The following is a 19611-nucleotide window of genomic DNA, read 5'->3' as shown; positions in this document are numbered from 1 at the left end:
CCCGCCATGCAACGCCAATCGGGCAAAGCTGTTCCCAAACGGAGGGGCCCGGCCAGGGGGCATGCTTTTCGATCTGGACCGGGCGGGCCGCGCGGCCTATTCCAAGGCCCATGTCCGACGATCCGCTTCCCGACCCCGACCAAGGCACGCAATCCGAACCGCTCAGCCGGGCCATCGGCGAACGGTATCTGACCTATGCGCTGTCCACGATCATGCATCGCGCGCTGCCCGATGCCCGCGACGGGCTGAAGCCGGTGCATCGCCGCATCCTTTATGCGATGCGGGAATTGCGGCTGGCCCCGAACGGTCCCTTCCGCAAGTCCGCCAAGATCACCGGCGACGTGATGGGCAACTATCACCCGCATGGCGACGCCGCCATTTATGACGCCATGGCGCGCCTGGCCCAGGATTTCGCCATGCGCTATCCGCTGGTGGACGGGCAGGGGAACTTTGGCAACATCGACGGGGACAACCCGGCGGCTGCCCGTTACACCGAGGCGCGGCTGGCCGCGGCCTCCGAGGCGCTGATGGACGGGCTGGCCGAGGATACGGTCGACTTCCGCGCCAATTATGACGGCACCCTTTCCGAGCCGGTGGTCCTGCCGGCGGCCTTTCCGAACCTGCTGGCCAATGGCGCCTCGGGGATCGCGGTGGGCATGGCCACGAACATCCCGCCCCACAACCTGCACGAGGTCGTGGATGCCTGCCTGCACCTGATCAAGACGCCCGAGGCGCGCGACGACACGCTGGCGGGCATCATCCAGGGGCCGGACTTCCCCACCGGCGGCGTGCTGGTCGAGAGCCGCGAGGCCATTGCCGAGACCTATCGCGCCGGCCGCGGCGCCTTTCGCCTGCGGGCGCGCTGGAGCCAGGAGGACCTGGGCCGCGGGCTGTGGCAGATCGTCGTCACCGAGATCCCCTACCAGGTGCAGAAGTCCAAGCTGATCGAGCGTCTGGCCGAGCTGATCCAGACCCGCAAGATCCCGATCCTGGCCGATGTGCGCGACGAATCCGCCGAGGATGTCCGCATCGTGCTGGAGCCGCGCGCGCGCAACGTCGATCCCGAGCAGCTGATGGGCGCGCTGTTCCGCGCCAGCGATCTGGAGGTTCGGTTCAACCTGAATATGAACGTGCTGATCGACGGCCGCGTGCCCAAGGTCTGTTCGCTGAAAGAGGTGCTGCGCGCCTTCCTGGACCACCGCCGCGAGGTGCTGGTCCGCCGCGCGACCTTTCGGCTGGAGAAGATCGCGGCGCGGCTGGAGGTCCTGGAAGGCTACCTGGTCGCCTATCTGAACCTGGACCGCGTGATCGAGATCATCCGCACCGAGGACGAGCCCAAGGCCGTGATGATGGCCGAGTTCCACTTGTCCGACGTGCAGGTCGAGGCGATCCTGAACATGCGCCTGCGCGCCCTGCGCAAGCTGGAGGAGATCGAGCTGCGCGCCGAACGCGACGCCCTGCTGGCCGAGCGTGAAGGCCTGCAGGCCATGCTGGACAGCGAGGCGGCGCAATGGGCGCGCATCAGCGACCAGTTGAAGGAGGTGCGCAACCTGTTCGGCAAGTCGCGCCCCGCGGGCCAGCGCCGCACCACCATCAGCGAAGCCAGCGAGATGCCGGTCATCGACATGGAGGCGATGATCGAGCGCGAGCCGGTCACCGTGATCCTGTCGAAGATGGGCTGGATCCGCAGCATGAAGGGCCACCAGCCGCTGGACGCCGAGCTGAAGTTCAAGGACGGGGATGGCCCTGGCCTGGCGCTGCATGCGGAAACCACCGACAAGCTGATGATCTTTGCCAGCAACGGGCGCTTCTACACGCTGCCGGCGAACACCCTGCCGGGCGGCCGGGGCATGGGCGAGCCGCTGCGCCTGATGATCGACCTGCCCAACGAGGCCGAGGTGATCGCGATGTTCCCCTGGCGTGCCGGGGTCCGCTATCTGCTGGCCTCCAGGACCGGGGACGGCTTCATCGTGGGGGCGGGCGACATCCTGGCCCAGACCAAGAGCGGCAAGCAGGTCCTGAACGGCGACGCGCTGCTCTGCCGTCCGGTGTCGGGCGATCACGTCGCCGTCGTGGGCGAGAACCGCAAGATGCTGGTCTTTCCGCTGGCCGAACTGCCCGAGATGGCGCGCGGCAAGGGGGTGCGGCTGCAGCGCTATGGTAAGGGCGGCGGGCTGATCAAGGATGACGGCATGGTGGATGCGATCTGCCTGACGCTGGCCAATGGCCTGTCCTGGCCCATGGCCGGCGGTAAGACCCGGACGGAGCCCGACCTGACCGAATGGCTGGGCAAGCGCGGCAGCGCCGGTCGGATGGCGCCGCGCGGGTTTCCCCGCAACAACCGTTTCGTCTGACGCGCGGCGGCAGGCACGCTGGTGCCTGCCGTTCTGAAGGCTGCACCCCGCCGGGATCGCCGGGGGGAGGAAAGCCCGGCGGGGCGCCTTCACTTGGAAGGGCGGGCCTCTGGGGCCGCCGCTTGTCTTGATCGCAGGAAAAGCTTGAGACTTCGTTAAGACCGCTGCGGCGATGGCGCTGTCGCGGTTCCTAGAGGCCGCTGCCGCCGACCGAGCCGAAATATTCGCCGGTGATGTAGCTGGCCTCGTCCGATGCCAGCAGGACATAGATCGGCGCGATCTCGACCGGCTGCCCCGGACGGCCGAGCGGCTGGCTGGCGCCATGTTCCATGGCCTTTTCGGTCGGCTGGCCGCCGCTGACTTGCAGCGCCGTCCAGTAGGGGCCGGGGCAGACGGCGTTTACGCGGATGCCGCGCGGCGCCAATTGCTTGGCCAGGGATTGGGCAAAGGCGACATTGGCGGCCTTGCTCTGCGCGTAATCGAACAGGTGCTCGGACGGGGAAAAGGCCTGGACCGAGGAGGTGATGATGATCGATGCGCCCTTGTCCAGATGCGGCAGGGCTGCGCGCGTGACCCAGAAGGGGGCATAGACGTTGGTCTTCATCGTGGCATCGAAATCCTCGGTCGTCAGGTCCTCCAGCTGGTGGCAGAACTGCTGCCGGCCGGCGTTGTTCACCAGGATGTCCAGCCCGCCCAGCTGCGAGACGGCGCTTTCGACCATCTCCTTGCAGAAGGCCTCTTCGCGCAGGTCGCCGGGGATGGCGACCGCGACCCGGCCCTCGGCGCGGATCACCTCGACCACGCGATCGGCATCGGGCTGTTCCTGCGGCAGATAGGTAATGGCCACATCGGCCCCCTCGCGGGCAAAGGCGATGGCCGCCGCAGCCCCGATGCCGCTGTCGCCGCCGGTGACCAGGGCCCGCTTGCCGCTTAGCCGGCCGGTGCCGCGATAGCTGCTTTCGCCGTGATCGGGCAGGGGGTCCATCTTTTGCGCAAGACCCGGAAAGGCCTGCTCTTGCGCGGCAAAATTGGGCGTGGGAAGGATGGGATCTTGCAGGGCACCGCTGCGGAAGGGCGGTTGGACGGCGTTGCTGGACATCGTGACCTCGTCTTTGGAATGTCCGGAGCAACGGCGCGCCGGGGCGAAGGTTCCGGCTCTGTCCAAGCCGCGGGTGGTGGGCGCCGCCCGCCCGGAAAGCGGGCGACGCCGGCAGGGTCAGGCGTTGTAGAGCGGCATCACGCCCGCATCCTGGTGGATCTTGTTCACCGAGGCACGGTCAAGACCCATGGCCTTGGCCAGGTCGTTCAGATAGCGGGCCTCGGCTTCGCTGTCGAAATCGATCGCCAGCAGCGACATCAGGTAGACCTGCGATTCCATCCCCTTGGGCACGTCCCGCGCCAAGGCTGCCGCGTCGACGGGCGCGGCCATCTGATCGCGGATGAACTGGCGCTCCTCGTCATCCTGGTCGTCGCCCAGATGCCCCAGCAGGCGCTGACGCTCGGTCTCATCGATATGGCCGTCGGACTTGGCGGCCTGGATCATCGCGCGCAGCATCAGGCCGGCGATCGCGTTCTGCTCGGGCGTGGGCGCAACCTGGGGTTCCCCGTCATGCGCCAGTGCGTCGTCGAAGAGCTGTCCGAAAGTCGCCTGGTTCGAGGGCTGCGAATCCTTTTGCGCCAGCCCGCCGGCGACCCCGCCCGCGGCGGCACCGCCCAGCAGTCCACCGAGCAGGCCGCCCAGCCCGCCGGAGCCGCCGGCCGTCTGACCACCGCGACCCGAGAGGCTGTCCAGAAGTCCGCCCAGGCTGCCGGTCGATGACCCGCCCTGCCGCGTCCCGGTGCCGCCGCCCAAGGCGCGGCTGAGCGCGTCCGTCACGCTTCCGCCCGCGCCGCCGGTGTTGTTGGCCAGGAGGCTGTCCAGCAGGCCGCCTCCGTGACGGCTGCTGCCGCCTTGGCCGGCCGGGCGGCTGCCGCCCTGCTGCTGGTTCCTCATGACCGTGCCGATGCCCTTGGCCAGCATCACGCCCGCCGCGACGCGGGTCAGACTTTTCATCAAGCTCATGACAATCCCCCTGGAATATGGCCGCAGGCCGACGGGCTTGCGGCGTCGGTGGCAAACGACAAGGAGGCGCCGGCAGTTCCGGCCCCCGGCCGCGGCCTTTGCACGATTGCCGCGCCCGGCCGCGTTCCTGCCCTTGATTTTCCCCGGCCCGCCTTATATGTCGCGGCGCACGTCAAAATCCGGGGCCATTTCCAGCCCTGCCCCGCGGTATCAGGAGGCCCTCATGGCAAAGGCAAAGTTTGAACGGACGAAACCGCACGTCAACATCGGGACCATCGGTCACGTTGACCACGGCAAGACGACGCTGACGGCTGCGATCACGAAGTATTTCGGCGAATTCCGCGCCTATGACCAGATCGACGGCGCGCCCGAAGAGAAGGCCCGCGGGATCACGATCTCGACCGCGCATGTGGAATACGAGTCCGAGTCGCGCCACTATGCGCACGTGGACTGCCCGGGCCACGCCGACTACGTGAAGAACATGATCACCGGTGCCGCCCAGATGGACGGCGCGATCCTGGTCGTGAACGCCGCCGACGGCCCGATGCCGCAGACGCGCGAGCACATCCTGCTGGGTCGCCAGGTGGGCATCCCCTACATGGTCGTCTACCTGAACAAGGTCGACCAGGTGGATGACGAGGAGCTGCTGGAACTGGTCGAGATGGAAGTCCGCGAGCTTCTGTCCTCCTACGACTATCCGGGCGACGACATCCCGATCATCAAGGGTTCGGCGCTGGCCGCGATGGAAGGCCGCGATCCCGAGATCGGCGAGAACTCGATCCGCGCGCTGATCGCCGCCGTCGACGAATACATCCCGACGCCCGAGCGCGCCGTGGACCAGCCCTTCCTGATGCCGATCGAGGACGTGTTCTCGATCTCGGGCCGCGGCACCGTGGTGACCGGCCGCATCGAGCGTGGCGCCGTCAACGTGGGCGACGAACTGGAGATCGTGGGCATCCGCGACACCCGCAAGACCACCTGCACGGGCGTCGAGATGTTCCGCAAGCTGCTGGACCGCGGTGAGGCAGGCGACAACGTGGGCGTGCTGCTGCGCGGCATCGACCGCGACGGCGTCGAGCGCGGCCAGGTGCTGTGCAAGCCCAAGTCGGTGAACCCGCACACCAAGTTCGAGGCCGAGGCCTATATCCTGACCAAGGAAGAAGGCGGCCGTCACACGCCGTTCTTCGCGAACTACCGCCCGCAGTTCTACTTCCGCACCACGGACGTGACCGGGACTGTCCGCCTGCCGGAAGGCACCGAGATGGTGATGCCGGGCGACAACCTGAAGTTCGAGGTCGAGCTGATCGCCCCGATCGCCATGGAAGAGAAGCTGCGCTTCGCCATCCGCGAGGGCGGCCGCACCGTCGGCGCAGGCGTCGTCTCCAAGATCATCGAGTGACCCGGGGCCCGGAAGGGCAGGGGTCGGGATCACGGAAAGGGCCGCCCTTCGGGGCGGCCCTTTTCATGCGCGGGGCAGGGGTCCGGGGCGCTTGACGGGCAGCTCGATTTGCGGCATAGGACCGCATCGCTGCCGGTTCGGAAAGAATCGTCGGTTTTGCGCTTGGCCGCCTCATCGTGGGCGGCCTGCGTTTTTTTCATACGGTCCGATGCTGGCGCCGCGTGGTGCGCCGTCAGCCTCTCGACTGGAACTCCCCGCAAGAGGGATGTCTTTATGCAAAGCCAGAATATCCGGATCCGGCTGAAGGCCTTCGACTATCGTGTGCTGGACGCCAGCACCCAGGAGATCGTCAACACGGCCAAGCGCACCGGCGCGACCGTTCGCGGCCCGATCCCGCTGCCCAACAAGATCGAGAAATTCACGGTTCTCCGTGGTCCGCACATCGACAAGAAGTCGCGCGACCAGTGGGAAATCCGCACGCACAAGCGTCTGCTGGACATCGTCGACCCGACCCCGCAGACCGTTGACGCCCTCATGAAGCTCGACCTCGCCGCCGGCGTGGATGTCGAGATCAAAGTCTGAGGAGGCAGATCATGTTGCGTACTGGTGTAATCGCCAAGAAACTGGGCATGACGCGTCTGTTCCTCGAGGACGGCCGTCAGGTTCCCGTCACGGTCCTGCAGCTGGACGGCCTTCAGGTCGTCGCGCAGCGCACCGCCGCCACCGACGGCTATACCGCCGTCCAGTTGGGCGCCGGTGAAGCCAAGGCCAAGCGCACGACCGCCGCGATGCGCGGTCACTTTGCCAAAGCCTCGGTCGCGCCCAAGCGCAAGATCGCGGAATTCCGCGTAGCCGAAGAGAACCTGATCAACGTCGGTGAGGAAATCACGGCTGACCACTACTTTGCAGGTCAGTTCGTCGACATCGCCGGCACCTCGATCGGTAAGGGCTTTGCGGGCGCGATGAAGCGCCACAACTTCGGTGGTCTGCGCGCCTCGCACGGCGTGTCGATCAGCCACCGCTCGCATGGTTCGACCGGCCAGTGCCAGGACCCCGGCAAGGTGTTCAAGGGCAAGAAGATGGCAGGTCATCTGGGTGCCGTTCGCGTCACCACGCAGAACCTGCAGGTTGTCCGCACCGACGCCGACCGTGGCCTGATCATGGTCAAGGGCTCGGTTCCGGGTTCGAAGGGTGGCTGGGTCACCATCAAGGACGCCGTCAAGAAGGCAACGCCCGAGAACGTGATCTATCCCGCCGCGCTGAAGTCGGCCGCCGAGGAAGCCAAGCGTCTGGCCGACCAGGCCGCAGCCCAGGCTGCCGCCGAGGAAGAAGCCGCCCGCAAGGCCGCCGAGGAAGCCGCTGCCGCCGAGCAGGAAGCTGCCCTGCAGGAAGCCGAAGCCTCGACCGAGTCCGATGCAGACGCCGCGCCGGAAGGAGACAAGTGATGAAACTTGATGTGATCAAGCTGGATTCCGGCGCCGCCGGGTCGATCGAGCTGGCCGACGACATCTTCGGACTGGAGCCGCGTGGCGACATCCTGCAGCGCGTCGTCCGCTGGCAGCGCGCCAAGGCGCAGGCCGGCACGCATTCGGTGCTGGGCAAGTCGGACGTCAGCTACTCGACCAAGAAGATCTATCGCCAGAAGGGCACCGGCGGCGCACGCCACGGTTCCAAGAAGGCGCCGACCTTCCGTCACGGTGGCGTCTACAAGGGCCCGACCCCGCGTTCGCACGCCTTCGACCTGCCCAAGAAGGTCCGCGCCCTGGGTCTGCGTCATGCGCTGTCCGCGAAGGCCACGGCCGGTGAACTGGTCATCATCGAGGATCTGAACCTCGCCGATGCCAAGACCGCCGCCGTCGCCAAGGCCGTCCGCGAGAACGGCTGGAAGCGCGTGCTGGTGATCGACGGTGCCGAAGTCAACGAAGGCTTCGCCCGTGCCGCCCGCAACATCGAAGGCGTGGATATCCTGCCGTCGATGGGTGCCAACGTCTATGACATCCTCAAGCGTGATACCCTGGTCATCACGCGCGCTGGTGTCGAAGCTCTGGAGGCTCGTCTGAAATGAGCGCGAAAGCCGAACATTACGACGTGATCGTCAAGCCGATCATCACCGAAAAGGCCACCATGACGTCCGAGAACAACGGCGTCGTGTTCCAGGTCGCCAAGGACTCGAACAAGCCGCAGATCAAGCAGGCCGTCGAGGCCCTGTTCGGCGTCAAGGTGAAGGCGGTCAACACCACCATCACCAAGGGCAAGACCAAGCGCTTCCGCGGCCAGCCCGGCCGTCGCAGCGACGTCAAGAAAGCCTATGTGACGCTGGAAGCAGGTCACACCATCGACGTCTCGACCGGTCTCTGATAGCCGGACGCGATCTGGCTGCCCCGGAGTGATCCGGGGCTGCCGCATTTGACTGAAACGGACCACCCTGGTCCAAAGCAACGGAAGACAGAAAGATGGCATTGAAGTCGTATAAACCGACGACGCCTGGCCAGCGCGGGCTGGTTCTGATCGACCGTTCGGAGCTTTGGAAAGGTCGCCCGGTCAAGGCCCTCACCGAGGGTCTGACCAAGAAGGGCGGTCGGAACAACACCGGACGGATCACCATGCGCCGCAAGGGCGGTGGTGCGAAGCGCCTGTATCGCATCGTCGATTTCAAGCGCACCAAGTTCGACATGGCCGCAGTCGTCGAGCGGATCGAGTACGATCCCAACCGGACCGCGTTCATCGCCTTGGTGAAATACGAAGACGGCGAGCAGGCCTATATCCTGGCCCCGCAGCGTCTGGCCGTGGGTGACAAGGTCATCGCCGGCGCCAAGGTCGACGTGAAGCCGGGCAACGCCATGCCCTTCAGCGGCATGCCGATCGGCACGATCGTCCACAACGTGGAGCTGAAAGCCGGCAAGGGTGGCCAGATCGCCCGTTCGGCGGGCACCTATGCCCAGTTCGTCGGTCGCGACGGCGGCTATGCCCAGATCCGCCTGTCCTCGGGCGAGCTGCGCCTGGTCCGTCAGGAATGCATGGCTACCATCGGTGCCGTGTCCAACGCCGACCACTCGAACCAGAACCTCGGCAAGGCCGGCCGCAACCGCCACAAGGGCATCCGCCCGAGCGTTCGCGGCGTCGCCATGAACCCGATCGACCACCCGCATGGTGGTGGTGAGGGTCGCACGTCGGGTGGCCGCACGCCGGTCACGCCCTGGGGTAAAGACACCAAGGGCAAGAAGACCCGCAGCAACAAGGCGACCGACAAGTACATCTTGCGTTCGCGCCACGCGAAAAAGAAGGGGCGTTGATCCATGGCACGTTCTGTTTGGAAAGGCCCCTTTGTTGACGCCTATGTGCTCAAGAAAGCGGAAAAGGTCCGGGAATCGGGCAAATCCGAGGTCATCAAGATCTGGTCGCGCCGTTCGACCATCCTGCCGCAATTCGTCGGTCTCACCTTTGCCGTCTACAACGGGCACAAGCACATTCCCGTTGCTGTCAGCGAAGAGATGATCGGTCAGAAATTCGGTGAATATTCGCCCACGCGCACCTATTACGGTCACGCCGCGGACAAGAAAGCCAAGAGGAAGTAATCGTCATGGGTAAGGAAACAAATCCGCGCCGCGTGGCGGAGAACGAGGCCTTCGCCAAGACGAAGATGCTTCGCACCTCGCCGCAGAAGCTGAACCTGGTGGCTCAGCTGATCCGTGGCAAGAAGGTCGACAAGGCCCTGGCCGACCTCACCTTCTCGCACAAGCGCGTGGCAGGCGACGTGAAGAAATGCCTTCAGTCGGCCATCGCGAACGCCGAGAACAACCACGGCCTGGACGTAGACAACCTGATCGTCGCCGAGGCCTGGGTCGGCAAGAACCTGGTGATGAAGCGCGGCCGTCCGCGGGCGCGTGGCCGCTTCGGCAAGATCATGAAGCCGTTTTCGGAAATCACCATCAAGGTGCGCCAAGTCGAGGAGCAAGCGTAATGGGTCAGAAGGTCAATCCGATCGGCATGCGCCTCCAGGTCAACCGCACCTGGGACAGCCGCTGGTACGCCGACGACAAGGACTATGGCAACCTGCTGCTTGAAGACCTGAAGATCCGGGACTTCATTCACACGGAGGCCAAGCAGGCCGGCATCAGCCGCGTCATCATCGAGCGTCCCCACAAGAAGTGCCGCGTGACCATTCACGCCGCGCGCCCCGGTGTCATCATCGGCAAGAAGGGCGCGGACATCGAGACGCTGCGCAAGAAGCTGGCGAACTTCACCGACAGCGAACTGCACCTGAACATCGTCGAAGTGCGCAAGCCCGAAGTCGATGCACAGCTGGTCGCCGAATCGATCGCCCAGCAGCTCGAGCGCCGGGTGTCGTTCCGTCGCGCGATGAAGCGCTCGGTCCAGAACGCGATGCGCATGGGTGCCCTGGGCATCCGCGTCAATGTCGCGGGCCGCCTCGGCGGCGCCGAGATCGCCCGGACCGAATGGTACCGCGAGGGCCGCGTGCCCCTGCATACCCTGCGGGCCGACATCGACTATGCACTGTCCGAAGCCACGACCCCCTATGGGATCATCGGTGTGAAGGTGTGGATCTTCAAGGGCGAGATCATGGAACATGATCCCCAGGCCCGCGATCGCCGCGCTGCCGAGGCTCAGGAAGGTCCGGCCCCCCGTGGTCCGCGCCGCGACGCTCGGTAAGGAGTAGAGAACATGCTGCAACCGAAACGGACGAAGTTCCGCAAACAGCACAAGGGCCGGATCCATGGCGAAGCCAAGGGCGGGTTCGACCTGAACTTTGGTTCCTTCGCGCTGAAGGCCACCGAGCCGGAGCGTGTGACGGCCCGCCAGATCGAGGCGGCCCGCCGCGCGATCACGCGTCACATGAAGCGTCAGGGCCGGGTCTGGATCCGGATCTTCCCGGACGTCCCGGTCTCGTCGAAGCCCACCGAAGTCCGGATGGGTAAGGGCAAGGGTTCGGTCGATTTCTGGGCCGCCCGCGTCCACCCGGGCCGGATCATGTTCGAGATCGATGGCGTCAGCGACACCATCGCCCGCGAGGCCCTGCGTCTCGGCGCGATGAAGCTGCCGGTCCTGACGCGCATCGTCGCGCGCGAAGACTGGTAAGCCGTCCAGGCGAACGGCCCCGCGACCTGCGCGGGCCAAGACATCGGCCCCGTCGAGCGATCGGCGGGGCCAGCCTTTTCAGGCCCCGGCCGAAAAGGGTTGCCAAAGCCGCCCGTGACCTGTATGGGCAGGCCTTCGTCACGAAACTCCACCGGAATCAGGGTGGCCCTGGATGCCAGGGGCTCTCCGGTGATGTTGAAAGGAAGAAGCGTCATGGACGCCACTGAACTGAAGTCGAAGACGCCCGACCAGCTGAAGGATCAGCTGGTTGCGCTGAAGAAGGAAGCGTTCAACCTGCGCTTCCAGCAGGCCACCGGCCAGCTCGAGAACACCGCCCGCATGCGCGCCGTCCGCCGTGACGTCGCCCGCGTGAAGACGATTCTGAACCAGAAAGCGGCCGACGCCGCGGCCTCGAACTAAGGAGCCCGGTCCATGCCCAAACGCATTCTGCAAGGCCGCGTCACCAGCGACAAGAACGAACAGACCATCACCGTTCTGGTCGAGCGCCGCTTCAAGCACCCGCTGCTGCACAAGACCGTGCGGTCGTCCAAGAAATACCGCGCGCATGACGCGCAGAACCAGTTCAAGATCGGTGATCTCGTTCGCATCGTCGAATGTGCCCCGATCTCGAAGACGAAACGCTGGACTGTCCTGACGGACGAAGCTGCTTCGGCATAAGTCCATCATCACAGATCAGAAATGATCGAAACCCTGGGGCCGCTGCTGGCGGTCTCCAAAGGTCGGGAGAAACCAAATGATCCAGATGCAGACCAATCTGGATGTTGCTGACAACTCCGGCGCTCGCCGGGTTCAGTGCATCAAGGTCCTGGGTGGTTCGCACCGTCGCTATGCGTCGGTGGGCGACATCATCGTCGTGTCCGTCAAGGAAGCCATCCCGCGGGGCCGGGTCAAGAAAGGTGACGTCCGCAAGGCCGTCGTCGTCCGCACCGCGAAAGAAGTGAACCGTGAAGACGGCACCTCGATCCGCTTCGACCGCAACGCCGCCGTCATCCTGAACAACCAGGGCGAACCGGTCGGCACCCGTATCTTCGGGCCGGTCGTGCGCGAGCTGCGGGCCAAGAACTTCATGAAGATCATCTCGCTTGCGCCGGAGGTGCTGTGATGGCTGCCAAGCTGAAAAAAGGCGACAAAGTCGTCGTTCTGGCCGGCAAGGACAAGGGCAAGCAGGGTGAGATCGCCGCTGTCATGCCCAAGGACAACAAGGCCATCGTGGAAGGCGTTAACGTCGCCATCCGCCATACCCGGCAGTCGCAGAACAGCCAGGGCGGTCGTGTGCCGAAGGCCATGCCGATCGACCTGTCGAACCTGGCGCTGATGGACAAGGACGGCAAAGCGACCCGCGTCGGCTTCCGCATGGAAGACGGCAAGAAGGTCCGTTTCGCCAAGACCACGGGAGACGTGATCTGATGCTGGACGCCACCAAGTACACGCCCCGCCTGCGCGCGGAATTCCGTGACAAGATCCGCGCCGCGCTGAAGGAAGAGTTCGGTTACTCGAACGACATGCAGATCCCGCGTCTGGACAAGATCGTCCTGAACATGGGCGTCGGCGAAGCCGTCAAGGACACCAAGAAGGTCAAGCAGGCGGCTGAAGAGCTGTCGCTGATCGCTGGTCAGAAGGCTGTCATCACGCATGCCAAGAAGTCGATCGCCGGCTTCCGTGTTCGTGAGGAAATGCCGCTCGGCTGCAAGGTGACCCTGCGCGGCGACCGCATGTACGAGTTCCTGGACCGCCTGATCAACATCGCACTGCCGCGCGTCCGCGACTTCCGCGGCGTCAAGGGTTCGTCCTTCGACGGCCGTGGCAACTATGCGATGGGCCTGAAAGAACACATCGTGTTCCCGGAGATCAACTTCGACAAGGTCGACGAAGTTCTGGGGATGGACATCATCATCTGCACCAACGCGAAGACCGACGCGGAAGCGAAGTCGCTGTTGAAGCATTTCAACATGCCGTTCACCAGCTGATCGCGGAGGGAAAGAAGATATGGCAAAGAAATCCATGATCGAGCGCGAGAAGAAGCGCGAGCGTCTGGTCCAGCAGTATGCCGCAAAGCGTGCTGAACTGAACGAGGTCATCCATGACCAGTCCCGTCCGATGGAAGAGCGCTTCAAGGCCACGCTGAAGCTGGCCGAACTGCCGCGCAACTCGTCGGCCGTGCGTCTGCACAACCGGTGCCAACTGACCGGTCGTCCGCACGCGTATTACCGCAAACTGAAACTGTCGCGGATCATGCTGCGCGAGCTGGGCTCGCAAGGTCAGATCCCCGGCCTGGTCAAGTCCAGCTGGTAAGGGGGAACAGGGAATGATGAACGATCCTCTCGGCGATATGCTGACCCGCATCCGCAATGCGCAGATGCGCGGCAAATCGACCGTCCGCACCCCCGCCTCCAAGCTGCGTGCCTGGGTTCTGGACGTGCTGAAGAACGAAGGTTACATCCGCGGCTACGAGGAAGTGACCACCGATGCCGGCCATAAGGAGCTGGAAATCGGGCTGAAGTACCACGACGGCACCCCGGTCATCCGGGAACTGTCGCGCGTGTCGAAGCCTGGTCGCCGCGTCTATGCCGGCGCCAAGGAAATCCCGCAGGTCCGTCAGGGTCTGGGCGTCTCGATCGTCTCGACTCCCAAGGGCGTCATGTCGGATGCAGCGGCTCGCACTGCCAATGTTGGCGGTGAAGTCCTCTGCACCGTGTTCTAAGGAGGGCAGAATGTCTCGGATTGGTAAGAAGCCGGTCGAACTGCCCCAGGGCGTGACGGCCGAGATCAAGGGTCAGACCATCGAAGTGAAGGGGCCGAAAGGCACCCGCAGCTTCACGGCGACCGACGATGTGGACCTGGTGCTGGAAGACGGCTCCGTTGCGGTCAAGCCGCGCGGCGCCTCCAAGCGCGCGCGCCAGCAGTGGGGGATGACCCGCTCGATGATCGAGAACCTGACGACCGGCGTGTCGACGGGCTTCAAGAAAGAGCTGGAGATCCAGGGCGTGGGTTACCGCGCCACCATGCAGGGCAATGTCCTGAAGCTGGCTCTGGGCTATTCGCACGACGTGAACTTCGAGGTGCCGCAGGGCGTCACGATCACGGCGCCGAAGCAGACCGAAATCGTTGTGGAAGGCATCGACCAGCAGCTGGTTGGTCAGGTTGCCGCGAACATCCGCGAGTGGCGCCGCCCCGAGCCCTACAAGGGCAAGGGCATCCGCTACAAGGGCGAGTATGTCTTCCGCAAGGAAGGCAAGAAGAAGTAAGGGGCGCATGAAATGGCACTGAAAAAGCAAGAGCTGTTCCAGAAGCGCCGCCTGCGCGTGCGGAACAAACTGCGGGCTATGTCGAACGGCCGCCCGCGGCTGTCGGTTCACCGGTCGTCGAAGAACATCTCGGTTCAGGTCATCGACGACCTGAACGGCGTGACCTTGGCCTCGGCCAGCACGCTGGAGAAGGACTTTGGTCTGGTGGGCAAGAACAATGTCGAGGCCGCGGCCAAGATCGGTTCGGCGATCGCCGAACGTGCGAAGGCTGCCGGCGTGGAAGAAGTCGTCTTCGACCGCGGCGGCTTCATCTTCCACGGCAAGATCAAGGCCTTGGCCGAGGCAGCGCGCGAAGGCGGGCTGAAGTTCTGATCCTGCGGGCGGCGTCTGCGCCGCCCCGATGATCCGGGGACCCGCGGCCCTGTCGTGGGTCCACCTGGATTGACACAATGGGCGCGTTCGGCGCGCCACCTTACAAGGAATGCCTCATGGCAGAACGTGACAACCGCCGGGGTCGCCGCGAAGAGCGCGAAGAGAACCCGGAATTCCAGGATCGCCTTGTCGCGATCAACCGCGTGTCGAAGACCGTCAAGGGTGGCAAGCGCTTCGGCTTTGCAGCTCTGGTCGTCGTCGGCGACCAGCGTGGCCGCGTCGGTTTCGGCAAGGGCAAGGCCAAGGAGGTCCCCGAGGCCATCCGCAAGGCCACCGAGCAGGCCAAGCGCAGCCTGGTCCGCGTCCCGCTGCGTGACGGCCGCACCCTGCACCATGACATCGAAGGTCGTCATGGCGCCGGCAAGGTGATCATGCGCACCGCCGTTCCGGGCACCGGCATCATCGCCGGCGGTCCGATGCGTGCCGTGTTCGAGATGCTGGGCGTCCAGGACGTCGTGGCCAAGTCGCAGGGGTCGCAGAACCCCTACAACATGATCCGGGCCACGCTGGACGGTCTGAAAAAGGAATCGAGCCCCCGTTCGGTCGCGCAGCGTCGCGGCAAGAAGGTGGCCGACATCCTGCCCTCGGCCCCCAATTCGGGCGACAAGCCGGCTGACGCCGCTGTCGAAGCGTAAGGAGCAAGACTGATGGCAACCATCGTCGTGAAGCAGATCGGTTCTCCGATCCGTCGCCCTGCCGACCAGCGTGCCACGCTGAAGGGCCTGGGCCTGAACAAGATGAACCGCACGCGGGAGCTGGAGGACACTCCGTCCGTGCGCGGCATGGTCAACAAGATCCCGCATCTGGTGACCATCATCGAAGAAAAGAACTGAGCTAATTGGCTTGGTGACAGAGACGCCCCGCGAAAGCGGGGCGTTTTGCATTGCGGTGGGCAAGGGCAGCGGCAGGGGTTATTCGCCTTCGTGGCAGGCATAGAGCGTGCCGCCCACGGCCACGACCGACACGGCCGCGCCCGTCAGCAGCACCGGCGAGGCGGCCACCGCCGCCGCCGCGCCGCCAAGGGAGGCCAGCGCGCCCGAGATCGCGGTTCCGGTGCCGCTGAGGATCACCGCCCCTGATCCGTCCGGCAAGGCCTGCAGCCCTTGGACCGAGCGACGGGCCGCCGCCGAAGTCAGCGCGCCCGCGGCGCCTGTTGTCTGGTTCACCCGATTGCAGACGGATCGGGAGGCCTGCCTGCAGCGGCCCCAGGCATCGCGCGGCCCCAAGTCATAGCCTGCGACCGATTCGCTTTCGGCATCGAAGCGCAGGCAGAAGGGCAGGCGCTCCTCGTCGCTCAGTTCCGGCGTCAGGCTGCGCAGCACGACATAGCTGGGGCAGTCGTGACGGCCCCATCGCGTCGCCAGAAGTTCGCGGCGCGAATAGGTGTCGCCAAGCCGGGCTTCGTCCTTGTCATAGCCCAGGACCACGTCCTTGGCATTGATGCGGGCGGTGCAGAGCGTCGGTTCGGCGCCCAACGAGGCGGTGGCGGCCAGGAACAGGAGGGCTGCGGCAGGAAGAACTCGCGGTAAGGTCATGGCGGTCTCGGTTGTGAAGCGTGCTGCCCCCGGCCTAACAAGCCGCGCGCCGCGCTCAAGACACAAACCGGTGTGACGGCCTCAGGGTGAGGCGGCCGTGCTTTTCGCATCGCTTGAAAGCTGCGGCATTTGGGCGTATAGGGCGCCGGTGCCGACCGGTACACCGACTCAAGAACCAAGAAATGCCGTGGCCCCCTGTTTCGCTTCGAGGGTGCGTCCGGCGAAGGAGAAGCGATATGAAACTGCATGAAATCCGCGACAACGATGGCGCCAACCGCAAGAAGAAGCGCGTGGCGCGTGGTCCCGGCTCGGGCAAGGGCAAGACCGCCGGCCGGGGTATCAAGGGCCAGAACTCGCGTTCGGGCGTTGCGCTGAACGGCTACGAAGGCGGCCAGATGCCGCTCTATCGCCGCCTGCCCAAGCGCGGCTTCACCAAGCCGAACGCCAAGTCCTTCGCCGTCGTGAACCTGGGCCAGATCCAGGGCTTCATCGATGCGGGCAAGATCGACGGCTCGGCCGAGCTGACGGAAGATGCGCTGGTCGCATCGGGCCTGGTGCGCCGCAAGCTGGACGGCATCCGTCTGCTGGCGAAGGGCGAGTTGAAGGCCGGCCTGACCATCGTCGTCACCGGCGCCTCGAAGGCGGCCGTCGAGGCGGTCGAGAAGCTCGGCGGCAAGGTCACGCTGCCCGCAGTCGCGGCGTCGGCCGAATAAGCTGTTGATCGGGGCTTTCCCGCCCCATAGATAGCATCTAGGTTTTCAGGCGCCGCCGGTCCCCGCGAAAACGGGTCGGCGGCGCTGTCATGACACGGGACGGACTTCATATGGCGTCAGCCGCAGAACAGATGGCCGCGAACCTCTCCTGGGGGCAGCTCGGAAAGGCCACGGAACTTCGCCAGAGGATCTGGTTCACGATCGGCGTGCTGATCATGTATCGCCTCGGGACCTATATTCCCGTCCCGGGCATCGACGGGGCGGCGCTGCGCAACTTCATGGACCAGGCCCAATCCGGCATCGGCGGCATGCTGTCGATGTTTACCGGCGGCGCGCTTGGCCGCATGGGCGTCTTTGCCCTGGGCATCATGCCCTATATCTCGGCTTCGATCATCGTGCAGCTGCTGACCTCGATGGTCCCGTCGCTGGAGCAGCTGAAGAAGGAAGGCGAGCAGGGCCGCAAGAAGATCAACCAGTACACCCGCTACGGCACGGTCGCACTGGCGCTGTTCCAGGCCTATGGCCTGGCCCGCAGCCTCGAGGCCGGCGGCCTCGCGCATGAGGCCGGGCTGTTCTTCCAGGCCTCCGTGGTGATCACGCTGGTCGGTGGCACCATGTTCCTGATGTGGCTGGGCGAGCAAATCACCGCCCGCGGCGTCGGCAACGGCATCTCGCTGATCATCTTCGTGGGCATTCTGGCCGAGGTGCCGGCCTCGCTGGCCAACTTCTTCCAGCAGGGCCGCACGGGCGCCATCTCGACCCCGGTGATCCTGTTCGTGATCGTCATGCTGATCGCCATCATCGCCTTCGTCGTCTTCATGGAGCGGGCGCTGCGCAAGATCCGCATCCAGTATCCGCGGCGCCAGGTCGGCATGAAGGTCTATGACGGCCAGTCCAGCCACCTGCCGGTGAAGGTGAACCCGGCCGGCGTGATCCCCGCGATCTTCGCCAGTTCGCTGCTGCTGCTGCCGATCACCATCTCGACCTTCTCGGGCAACGAGACCGGGCCGATCATGTCGGTGATCCTGGCCTATTTCGGTCCCGGGCAGCCGCTCTACCTGCTGTTCTTCGCGTCGATGATCGTGTTCTTCACCTATTTCTACACGCAGAACGTCTCGTTCAAGACCGATGACGTGGCCGACAACCTCAAGAACCAGGGCGGCTTCATTCCGGGCATCCGGCCGGGCAAGCGCACGCAGGACTATCTGGATTACGTGGTCAACCGCGTGCTGGTGATCGGCTCGGCCTATCTGGCGCTCGTCTGCCTGATGCCCGAGATCCTGCGCACGCAGCTGTCGATCCCGGTCTATCTGGGCGGCACCTCGGTGCTGATCGTGGTGTCGGTGACGATGGACACGATCAACCAGGTCCAGAGCCACCTGCTGGCCCACCAGTACGAAGGGCTGATTGAGAAATCGCAGCTGCGTGGTAAACGCAAACCCGGCACCGCCAAGCCGCGCCGCTTGCCGTCGCGACGCTGATCGGAGGCCAACTGGGTGGGCCGTTCACGGCCCGCACCGCAACAGACAAGGCCGACATAAGGGCCGACTGAGGGGGACAGACGCCATGACCATCAACATCATCCTGCTTGGCCCGCCGGGCGCCGGAAAAGGCACCCAGGCGCGTCGCCTGGTCGAAGATCGCGACATGGTCCAGCTGTCGACCGGGGACATGCTGCGGGCCGCCCGCAGTTCGGGCACCGAGATGGGCAAGCGGGTGGCCGAGGTCATGGATCGCGGTCAGCTGGTCACGGACGAGATCGTTATCGGCCTGATCCGCGAGCAGCTGGCCGGCGGCGGTGCCGGCTTCATCTTTGACGGCTTCCCCCGCACGCTGGCCCAGGCCGATGCCCTGGGGCAGCTTCTGTCCGAGACCGGCATGTCGCTGGACGCGGTGATCGAGATGCAGGTCGATGACGAGGCGCTGGTGCGCCGCATCACCGGTCGCTTCACCTGCGGCAATTGCGGCGAGGTCTATCATGATCAGACCAAGCCCACCAAGGTCGAGGGCGTCTGCGACGTCTGCGGCTCCACCGATCTCAAGCGCCGTGCCGACGACAACGAGGACAGCCTCAAGACGCGGCTGCTGGAATACTACAAGAAGACGTCGCCGCTGATCGGCTATTATTACGCCAAGGACAAGCTGACCCAGGTCGACGGCCTGGCCGAGATGGACGAGGTCTCCGCCCAGATCGCGGCGGCCCTGGACGGGACCGGCCCCAAGGCTTGACCTTGACGTGATGTGCCGATAAGTCACGGCATCTCGCAAGAGAATCACCCGGTTCGCGGGTGGACCATCGATTGGCCCGAAGGCATGGCTTTCGGGCCTTGCGTTGTGAAAAAAGGTTCCGGTGCTACGGAACCGCAACTGAAAAGGAAAACGCGTGGCTCGTATTGCTGGCGTCAACATTCCGACGGGGAAACGCGTCCCCATCGCCCTGACCTATATCCACGGCATCGGTGACATGTACGCCGAACAGATCTGCGAAGGCGTCGGTATCGACCGCACGCGCCGCGTCAACGAACTGTCCGACGCCGAAGTTCTGGCCATCCGCGAATATATCGATGCCAACCTGACCGTCGAAGGCGACCTGCGCCGCGAAGTTCAGATGAACATCAAGCGCATGATGGACCTTGGCTCGTATCGTGGCCTGCGTCACCGTCGCGGCCTGCCGGTTCGCGGCCAGCGCACGCACACCAATGCCCGCACCCGCAAGGGCCCGGCGAAGCCGATCGCCGGCAAGAAGAAGTAAG

At 65.0% G+C, this 19611-nt stretch carries 29 protein-coding genes; 26 read left to right on the top strand and 3 right to left on the bottom strand.

Features of this window, described 5'->3' with window-relative positions:
• Positions 1-110: 110 nt before the first annotated feature.
• Positions 111-2354 carry a DNA topoisomerase IV subunit A gene (parC, locus tag ACNR9W_RS13895; RefSeq protein ID WP_419270215.1) on the top strand — a complete coding sequence of 748 codons (2244 nt, stop codon included), beginning with the start codon at positions 111-113 and terminating at the stop codon, positions 2352-2354.
• A gap of 190 nt (positions 2355-2544) precedes the next feature.
• Here the strand turns inward: parC and ACNR9W_RS13890 are convergent, their stop codons facing one another.
• On the bottom strand, positions 2545-3453 hold the full coding sequence (locus tag ACNR9W_RS13890; protein WP_419270217.1) for an SDR family oxidoreductase: 909 nt from the start codon (positions 3451-3453) through the stop codon (positions 2545-2547).
• Between the two features lie 117 nt (positions 3454-3570).
• Positions 3571-4416, bottom strand: coding sequence for a DUF533 domain-containing protein (locus ACNR9W_RS13885; RefSeq protein ID WP_419270218.1), 846 nt, complete (start codon positions 4414-4416; stop codon positions 3571-3573).
• Positions 4417-4639: 223 nt separating this feature from the next.
• On the opposite strand from ACNR9W_RS13885, the gene tuf reads away from it, so the two are divergent.
• From tuf to rpmD, 21 genes are all read left to right on the top strand, one after another.
• Entirely contained in the window at positions 4640-5815 is a 1176-nt protein-coding gene (tuf, locus tag ACNR9W_RS13880) for an elongation factor Tu (protein ID WP_458478505.1), read from the top strand.
• Positions 5816-6088: 273 nt separating this feature from the next.
• On the top strand, positions 6089-6397 hold the full coding sequence (gene rpsJ / locus ACNR9W_RS13875) for a 30S ribosomal protein S10 (protein WP_042247848.1): 309 nt from the start codon (positions 6089-6091) through the stop codon (positions 6395-6397).
• An 11-nt stretch (positions 6398-6408) separates the two neighbouring features.
• Positions 6409-7260, top strand: a complete 852-nt coding sequence (gene rplC / locus ACNR9W_RS13870) for a 50S ribosomal protein L3 (RefSeq protein ID WP_419271412.1) — start codon at positions 6409-6411, stop codon at positions 7258-7260.
• Entirely contained in the window at positions 7260-7880 is a 621-nt protein-coding gene (gene rplD, locus ACNR9W_RS13865; RefSeq protein ID WP_419271411.1) for a 50S ribosomal protein L4, read from the top strand. The genes rplC and rplD overlap by 1 nt, the downstream gene beginning before the upstream one ends.
• On the top strand, positions 7877-8173 hold the full coding sequence (locus tag ACNR9W_RS13860) for a 50S ribosomal protein L23 (protein WP_136857775.1): 297 nt from the start codon (positions 7877-7879) through the stop codon (positions 8171-8173). Before rplD ends, ACNR9W_RS13860 begins: the two co-directional genes overlap by 4 nt.
• Before the next feature lie 95 nt (positions 8174-8268).
• Positions 8269-9108 carry a 50S ribosomal protein L2 gene (gene rplB / locus ACNR9W_RS13855; RefSeq protein WP_419271410.1) on the top strand — a complete coding sequence of 280 codons (840 nt, stop codon included), beginning with the start codon at positions 8269-8271 and terminating at the stop codon, positions 9106-9108.
• A 3-nt stretch (positions 9109-9111) separates the two neighbouring features.
• Positions 9112-9390, top strand: a complete 279-nt coding sequence (gene rpsS / locus ACNR9W_RS13850) for a 30S ribosomal protein S19 (RefSeq protein WP_111299673.1) — start codon at positions 9112-9114, stop codon at positions 9388-9390.
• Positions 9391-9395: 5 nt separating this feature from the next.
• Positions 9396-9776, top strand: coding sequence for a 50S ribosomal protein L22 (gene rplV, locus ACNR9W_RS13845; protein ID WP_419271409.1), 381 nt, complete (start codon positions 9396-9398; stop codon positions 9774-9776).
• Positions 9776-10486, top strand: coding sequence for a 30S ribosomal protein S3 (gene rpsC / locus ACNR9W_RS13840; protein WP_419271408.1), 711 nt, complete (start codon positions 9776-9778; stop codon positions 10484-10486). The genes rplV and rpsC overlap by 1 nt, the downstream gene beginning before the upstream one ends.
• Positions 10487-10498: 12 nt before the next feature.
• Positions 10499-10912: a 50S ribosomal protein L16 gene (gene rplP / locus ACNR9W_RS13835; RefSeq protein WP_111299675.1), complete on the top strand. Its 414-nt coding sequence runs from the start codon at positions 10499-10501 to the stop codon at positions 10910-10912.
• 213 nt (positions 10913-11125) lie between these two features.
• Positions 11126-11332, top strand: coding sequence for a 50S ribosomal protein L29 (gene rpmC, locus ACNR9W_RS13830; protein WP_419271407.1), 207 nt, complete (start codon positions 11126-11128; stop codon positions 11330-11332).
• 12 nt (positions 11333-11344) lie between these two features.
• Positions 11345-11590: a 30S ribosomal protein S17 gene (rpsQ, locus tag ACNR9W_RS13825; RefSeq protein ID WP_419271406.1), complete on the top strand. Its 246-nt coding sequence runs from the start codon at positions 11345-11347 to the stop codon at positions 11588-11590.
• 76 nt (positions 11591-11666) lie between these two features.
• Positions 11667-12035 carry a 50S ribosomal protein L14 gene (rplN, locus tag ACNR9W_RS13820; RefSeq protein ID WP_022708219.1) on the top strand — a complete coding sequence of 123 codons (369 nt, stop codon included), beginning with the start codon at positions 11667-11669 and terminating at the stop codon, positions 12033-12035.
• Positions 12035-12340: a 50S ribosomal protein L24 gene (rplX, locus tag ACNR9W_RS13815; protein WP_111299679.1), complete on the top strand. Its 306-nt coding sequence runs from the start codon at positions 12035-12037 to the stop codon at positions 12338-12340. Before rplN ends, rplX begins: the two co-directional genes overlap by 1 nt.
• Positions 12340-12900, top strand: a complete 561-nt coding sequence (gene rplE, locus ACNR9W_RS13810) for a 50S ribosomal protein L5 (RefSeq protein ID WP_419271405.1) — start codon at positions 12340-12342, stop codon at positions 12898-12900. Before rplX ends, rplE begins: the two co-directional genes overlap by 1 nt.
• Before the next feature lie 19 nt (positions 12901-12919).
• On the top strand, positions 12920-13225 hold the full coding sequence (gene rpsN / locus ACNR9W_RS13805; RefSeq protein WP_419271404.1) for a 30S ribosomal protein S14: 306 nt from the start codon (positions 12920-12922) through the stop codon (positions 13223-13225).
• A gap of 16 nt (positions 13226-13241) precedes the next feature.
• On the top strand, positions 13242-13634 hold the full coding sequence (gene rpsH, locus ACNR9W_RS13800) for a 30S ribosomal protein S8 (RefSeq protein ID WP_419271403.1): 393 nt from the start codon (positions 13242-13244) through the stop codon (positions 13632-13634).
• A 10-nt stretch (positions 13635-13644) separates the two neighbouring features.
• Complete coding sequence (gene rplF, locus ACNR9W_RS13795; protein ID WP_419271402.1) at positions 13645-14178, top strand: 50S ribosomal protein L6; 534 nt, start codon at positions 13645-13647, stop codon at positions 14176-14178.
• Between the two features lie 12 nt (positions 14179-14190).
• On the top strand, positions 14191-14550 hold the full coding sequence (gene rplR / locus ACNR9W_RS13790; protein ID WP_111299683.1) for a 50S ribosomal protein L18: 360 nt from the start codon (positions 14191-14193) through the stop codon (positions 14548-14550).
• Between the two features lie 116 nt (positions 14551-14666).
• Complete coding sequence (gene rpsE / locus ACNR9W_RS13785) at positions 14667-15245, top strand: 30S ribosomal protein S5 (RefSeq protein WP_419271401.1); 579 nt, start codon at positions 14667-14669, stop codon at positions 15243-15245.
• 9 nt (positions 15246-15254) lie between these two features.
• Complete coding sequence (gene rpmD, locus ACNR9W_RS13780; protein WP_111299685.1) at positions 15255-15443, top strand: 50S ribosomal protein L30; 189 nt, start codon at positions 15255-15257, stop codon at positions 15441-15443.
• 78 nt (positions 15444-15521) lie between these two features.
• Here the strand turns inward: rpmD and ACNR9W_RS13775 are convergent, their stop codons facing one another.
• Positions 15522-16145, bottom strand: coding sequence for a hypothetical protein (locus ACNR9W_RS13775; protein WP_419271400.1), 624 nt, complete (start codon positions 16143-16145; stop codon positions 15522-15524).
• 236 nt (positions 16146-16381) lie between these two features.
• On the opposite strand from ACNR9W_RS13775, the gene rplO reads away from it, so the two are divergent.
• From rplO to rpsM, 4 genes are all read left to right on the top strand, one after another.
• Positions 16382-16858 (top strand): 50S ribosomal protein L15, encoded by a 477-nt coding sequence (rplO, locus tag ACNR9W_RS13770; protein WP_419271399.1) that lies wholly within the window; start codon positions 16382-16384, stop codon positions 16856-16858.
• Positions 16859-16968: 110 nt separating this feature from the next.
• Positions 16969-18339, top strand: coding sequence for a preprotein translocase subunit SecY (gene secY, locus ACNR9W_RS13765; RefSeq protein ID WP_419271398.1), 1371 nt, complete (start codon positions 16969-16971; stop codon positions 18337-18339).
• 85 nt (positions 18340-18424) lie between these two features.
• A complete protein-coding gene (locus tag ACNR9W_RS13760; protein WP_419271397.1) occupies positions 18425-19087 on the top strand; it encodes an adenylate kinase in 663 nt (220 codons plus the stop codon).
• A gap of 154 nt (positions 19088-19241) precedes the next feature.
• A complete protein-coding gene (rpsM, locus tag ACNR9W_RS13755; RefSeq protein ID WP_111299690.1) occupies positions 19242-19610 on the top strand; it encodes a 30S ribosomal protein S13 in 369 nt (122 codons plus the stop codon).
• The last annotated feature ends 1 nt before the right edge of the window (position 19611 follow it).

This window comes from Paracoccus sp. T5, assembly GCF_048538155.2.
Lineage (GTDB): Bacteria > Pseudomonadota > Alphaproteobacteria > Rhodobacterales > Rhodobacteraceae > Paracoccus.
The sequence above is the reverse complement of the archived record's forward strand: the minus strand, read 5'-3'. Positions and strand labels throughout refer to the sequence as shown.

Bases quoted from the DNA above. Each gene is read 5' to 3' on its own strand.
- parC (WP_419270215.1), top strand. From the start codon at position 111: ATGTCCGACGATCCGCTTCCCGACCCCGACCAAGGCACGCAATCCGAA.
- ACNR9W_RS13890 (WP_419270217.1), bottom strand. From the start codon at position 3,453: ATGTCCAGCAACGCCGTCCAACCGCCCTTCCGCAGCGGTGCCCTGCAA.
- ACNR9W_RS13885 (WP_419270218.1), bottom strand. From the start codon at position 4,416: ATGAGCTTGATGAAAAGTCTGACCCGCGTCGCGGCGGGCGTGATGCTG.
- tuf (WP_458478505.1), top strand. From the start codon at position 4,640: ATGGCAAAGGCAAAGTTTGAACGGACGAAACCGCACGTCAACATCGGG.
- rpsJ (WP_042247848.1), top strand. From the start codon at position 6,089: ATGCAAAGCCAGAATATCCGGATCCGGCTGAAGGCCTTCGACTATCGT.
- rplC (WP_419271412.1), top strand. From the start codon at position 6,409: ATGTTGCGTACTGGTGTAATCGCCAAGAAACTGGGCATGACGCGTCTG.
- rplD (WP_419271411.1), top strand. From the start codon at position 7,260: ATGAAACTTGATGTGATCAAGCTGGATTCCGGCGCCGCCGGGTCGATC.
- ACNR9W_RS13860 (WP_136857775.1), top strand. From the start codon at position 7,877: ATGAGCGCGAAAGCCGAACATTACGACGTGATCGTCAAGCCGATCATC.
- rplB (WP_419271410.1), top strand. From the start codon at position 8,269: ATGGCATTGAAGTCGTATAAACCGACGACGCCTGGCCAGCGCGGGCTG.
- rpsS (WP_111299673.1), top strand. From the start codon at position 9,112: ATGGCACGTTCTGTTTGGAAAGGCCCCTTTGTTGACGCCTATGTGCTC.
- rplV (WP_419271409.1), top strand. From the start codon at position 9,396: ATGGGTAAGGAAACAAATCCGCGCCGCGTGGCGGAGAACGAGGCCTTC.
- rpsC (WP_419271408.1), top strand. From the start codon at position 9,776: ATGGGTCAGAAGGTCAATCCGATCGGCATGCGCCTCCAGGTCAACCGC.
- rplP (WP_111299675.1), top strand. From the start codon at position 10,499: ATGCTGCAACCGAAACGGACGAAGTTCCGCAAACAGCACAAGGGCCGG.
- rpmC (WP_419271407.1), top strand. From the start codon at position 11,126: ATGGACGCCACTGAACTGAAGTCGAAGACGCCCGACCAGCTGAAGGAT.
- rpsQ (WP_419271406.1), top strand. From the start codon at position 11,345: ATGCCCAAACGCATTCTGCAAGGCCGCGTCACCAGCGACAAGAACGAA.
- rplN (WP_022708219.1), top strand. From the start codon at position 11,667: ATGATCCAGATGCAGACCAATCTGGATGTTGCTGACAACTCCGGCGCT.
- rplX (WP_111299679.1), top strand. From the start codon at position 12,035: ATGGCTGCCAAGCTGAAAAAAGGCGACAAAGTCGTCGTTCTGGCCGGC.
- rplE (WP_419271405.1), top strand. From the start codon at position 12,340: ATGCTGGACGCCACCAAGTACACGCCCCGCCTGCGCGCGGAATTCCGT.
- rpsN (WP_419271404.1), top strand. From the start codon at position 12,920: ATGGCAAAGAAATCCATGATCGAGCGCGAGAAGAAGCGCGAGCGTCTG.
- rpsH (WP_419271403.1), top strand. From the start codon at position 13,242: ATGAACGATCCTCTCGGCGATATGCTGACCCGCATCCGCAATGCGCAG.
- rplF (WP_419271402.1), top strand. From the start codon at position 13,645: ATGTCTCGGATTGGTAAGAAGCCGGTCGAACTGCCCCAGGGCGTGACG.
- rplR (WP_111299683.1), top strand. From the start codon at position 14,191: ATGGCACTGAAAAAGCAAGAGCTGTTCCAGAAGCGCCGCCTGCGCGTG.
- rpsE (WP_419271401.1), top strand. From the start codon at position 14,667: ATGGCAGAACGTGACAACCGCCGGGGTCGCCGCGAAGAGCGCGAAGAG.
- ACNR9W_RS13775 (WP_419271400.1), bottom strand. From the start codon at position 16,145: ATGACCTTACCGCGAGTTCTTCCTGCCGCAGCCCTCCTGTTCCTGGCC.
- rplO (WP_419271399.1), top strand. From the start codon at position 16,382: ATGAAACTGCATGAAATCCGCGACAACGATGGCGCCAACCGCAAGAAG.
- secY (WP_419271398.1), top strand. From the start codon at position 16,969: ATGGCGTCAGCCGCAGAACAGATGGCCGCGAACCTCTCCTGGGGGCAG.
- ACNR9W_RS13760 (WP_419271397.1), top strand. From the start codon at position 18,425: ATGACCATCAACATCATCCTGCTTGGCCCGCCGGGCGCCGGAAAAGGC.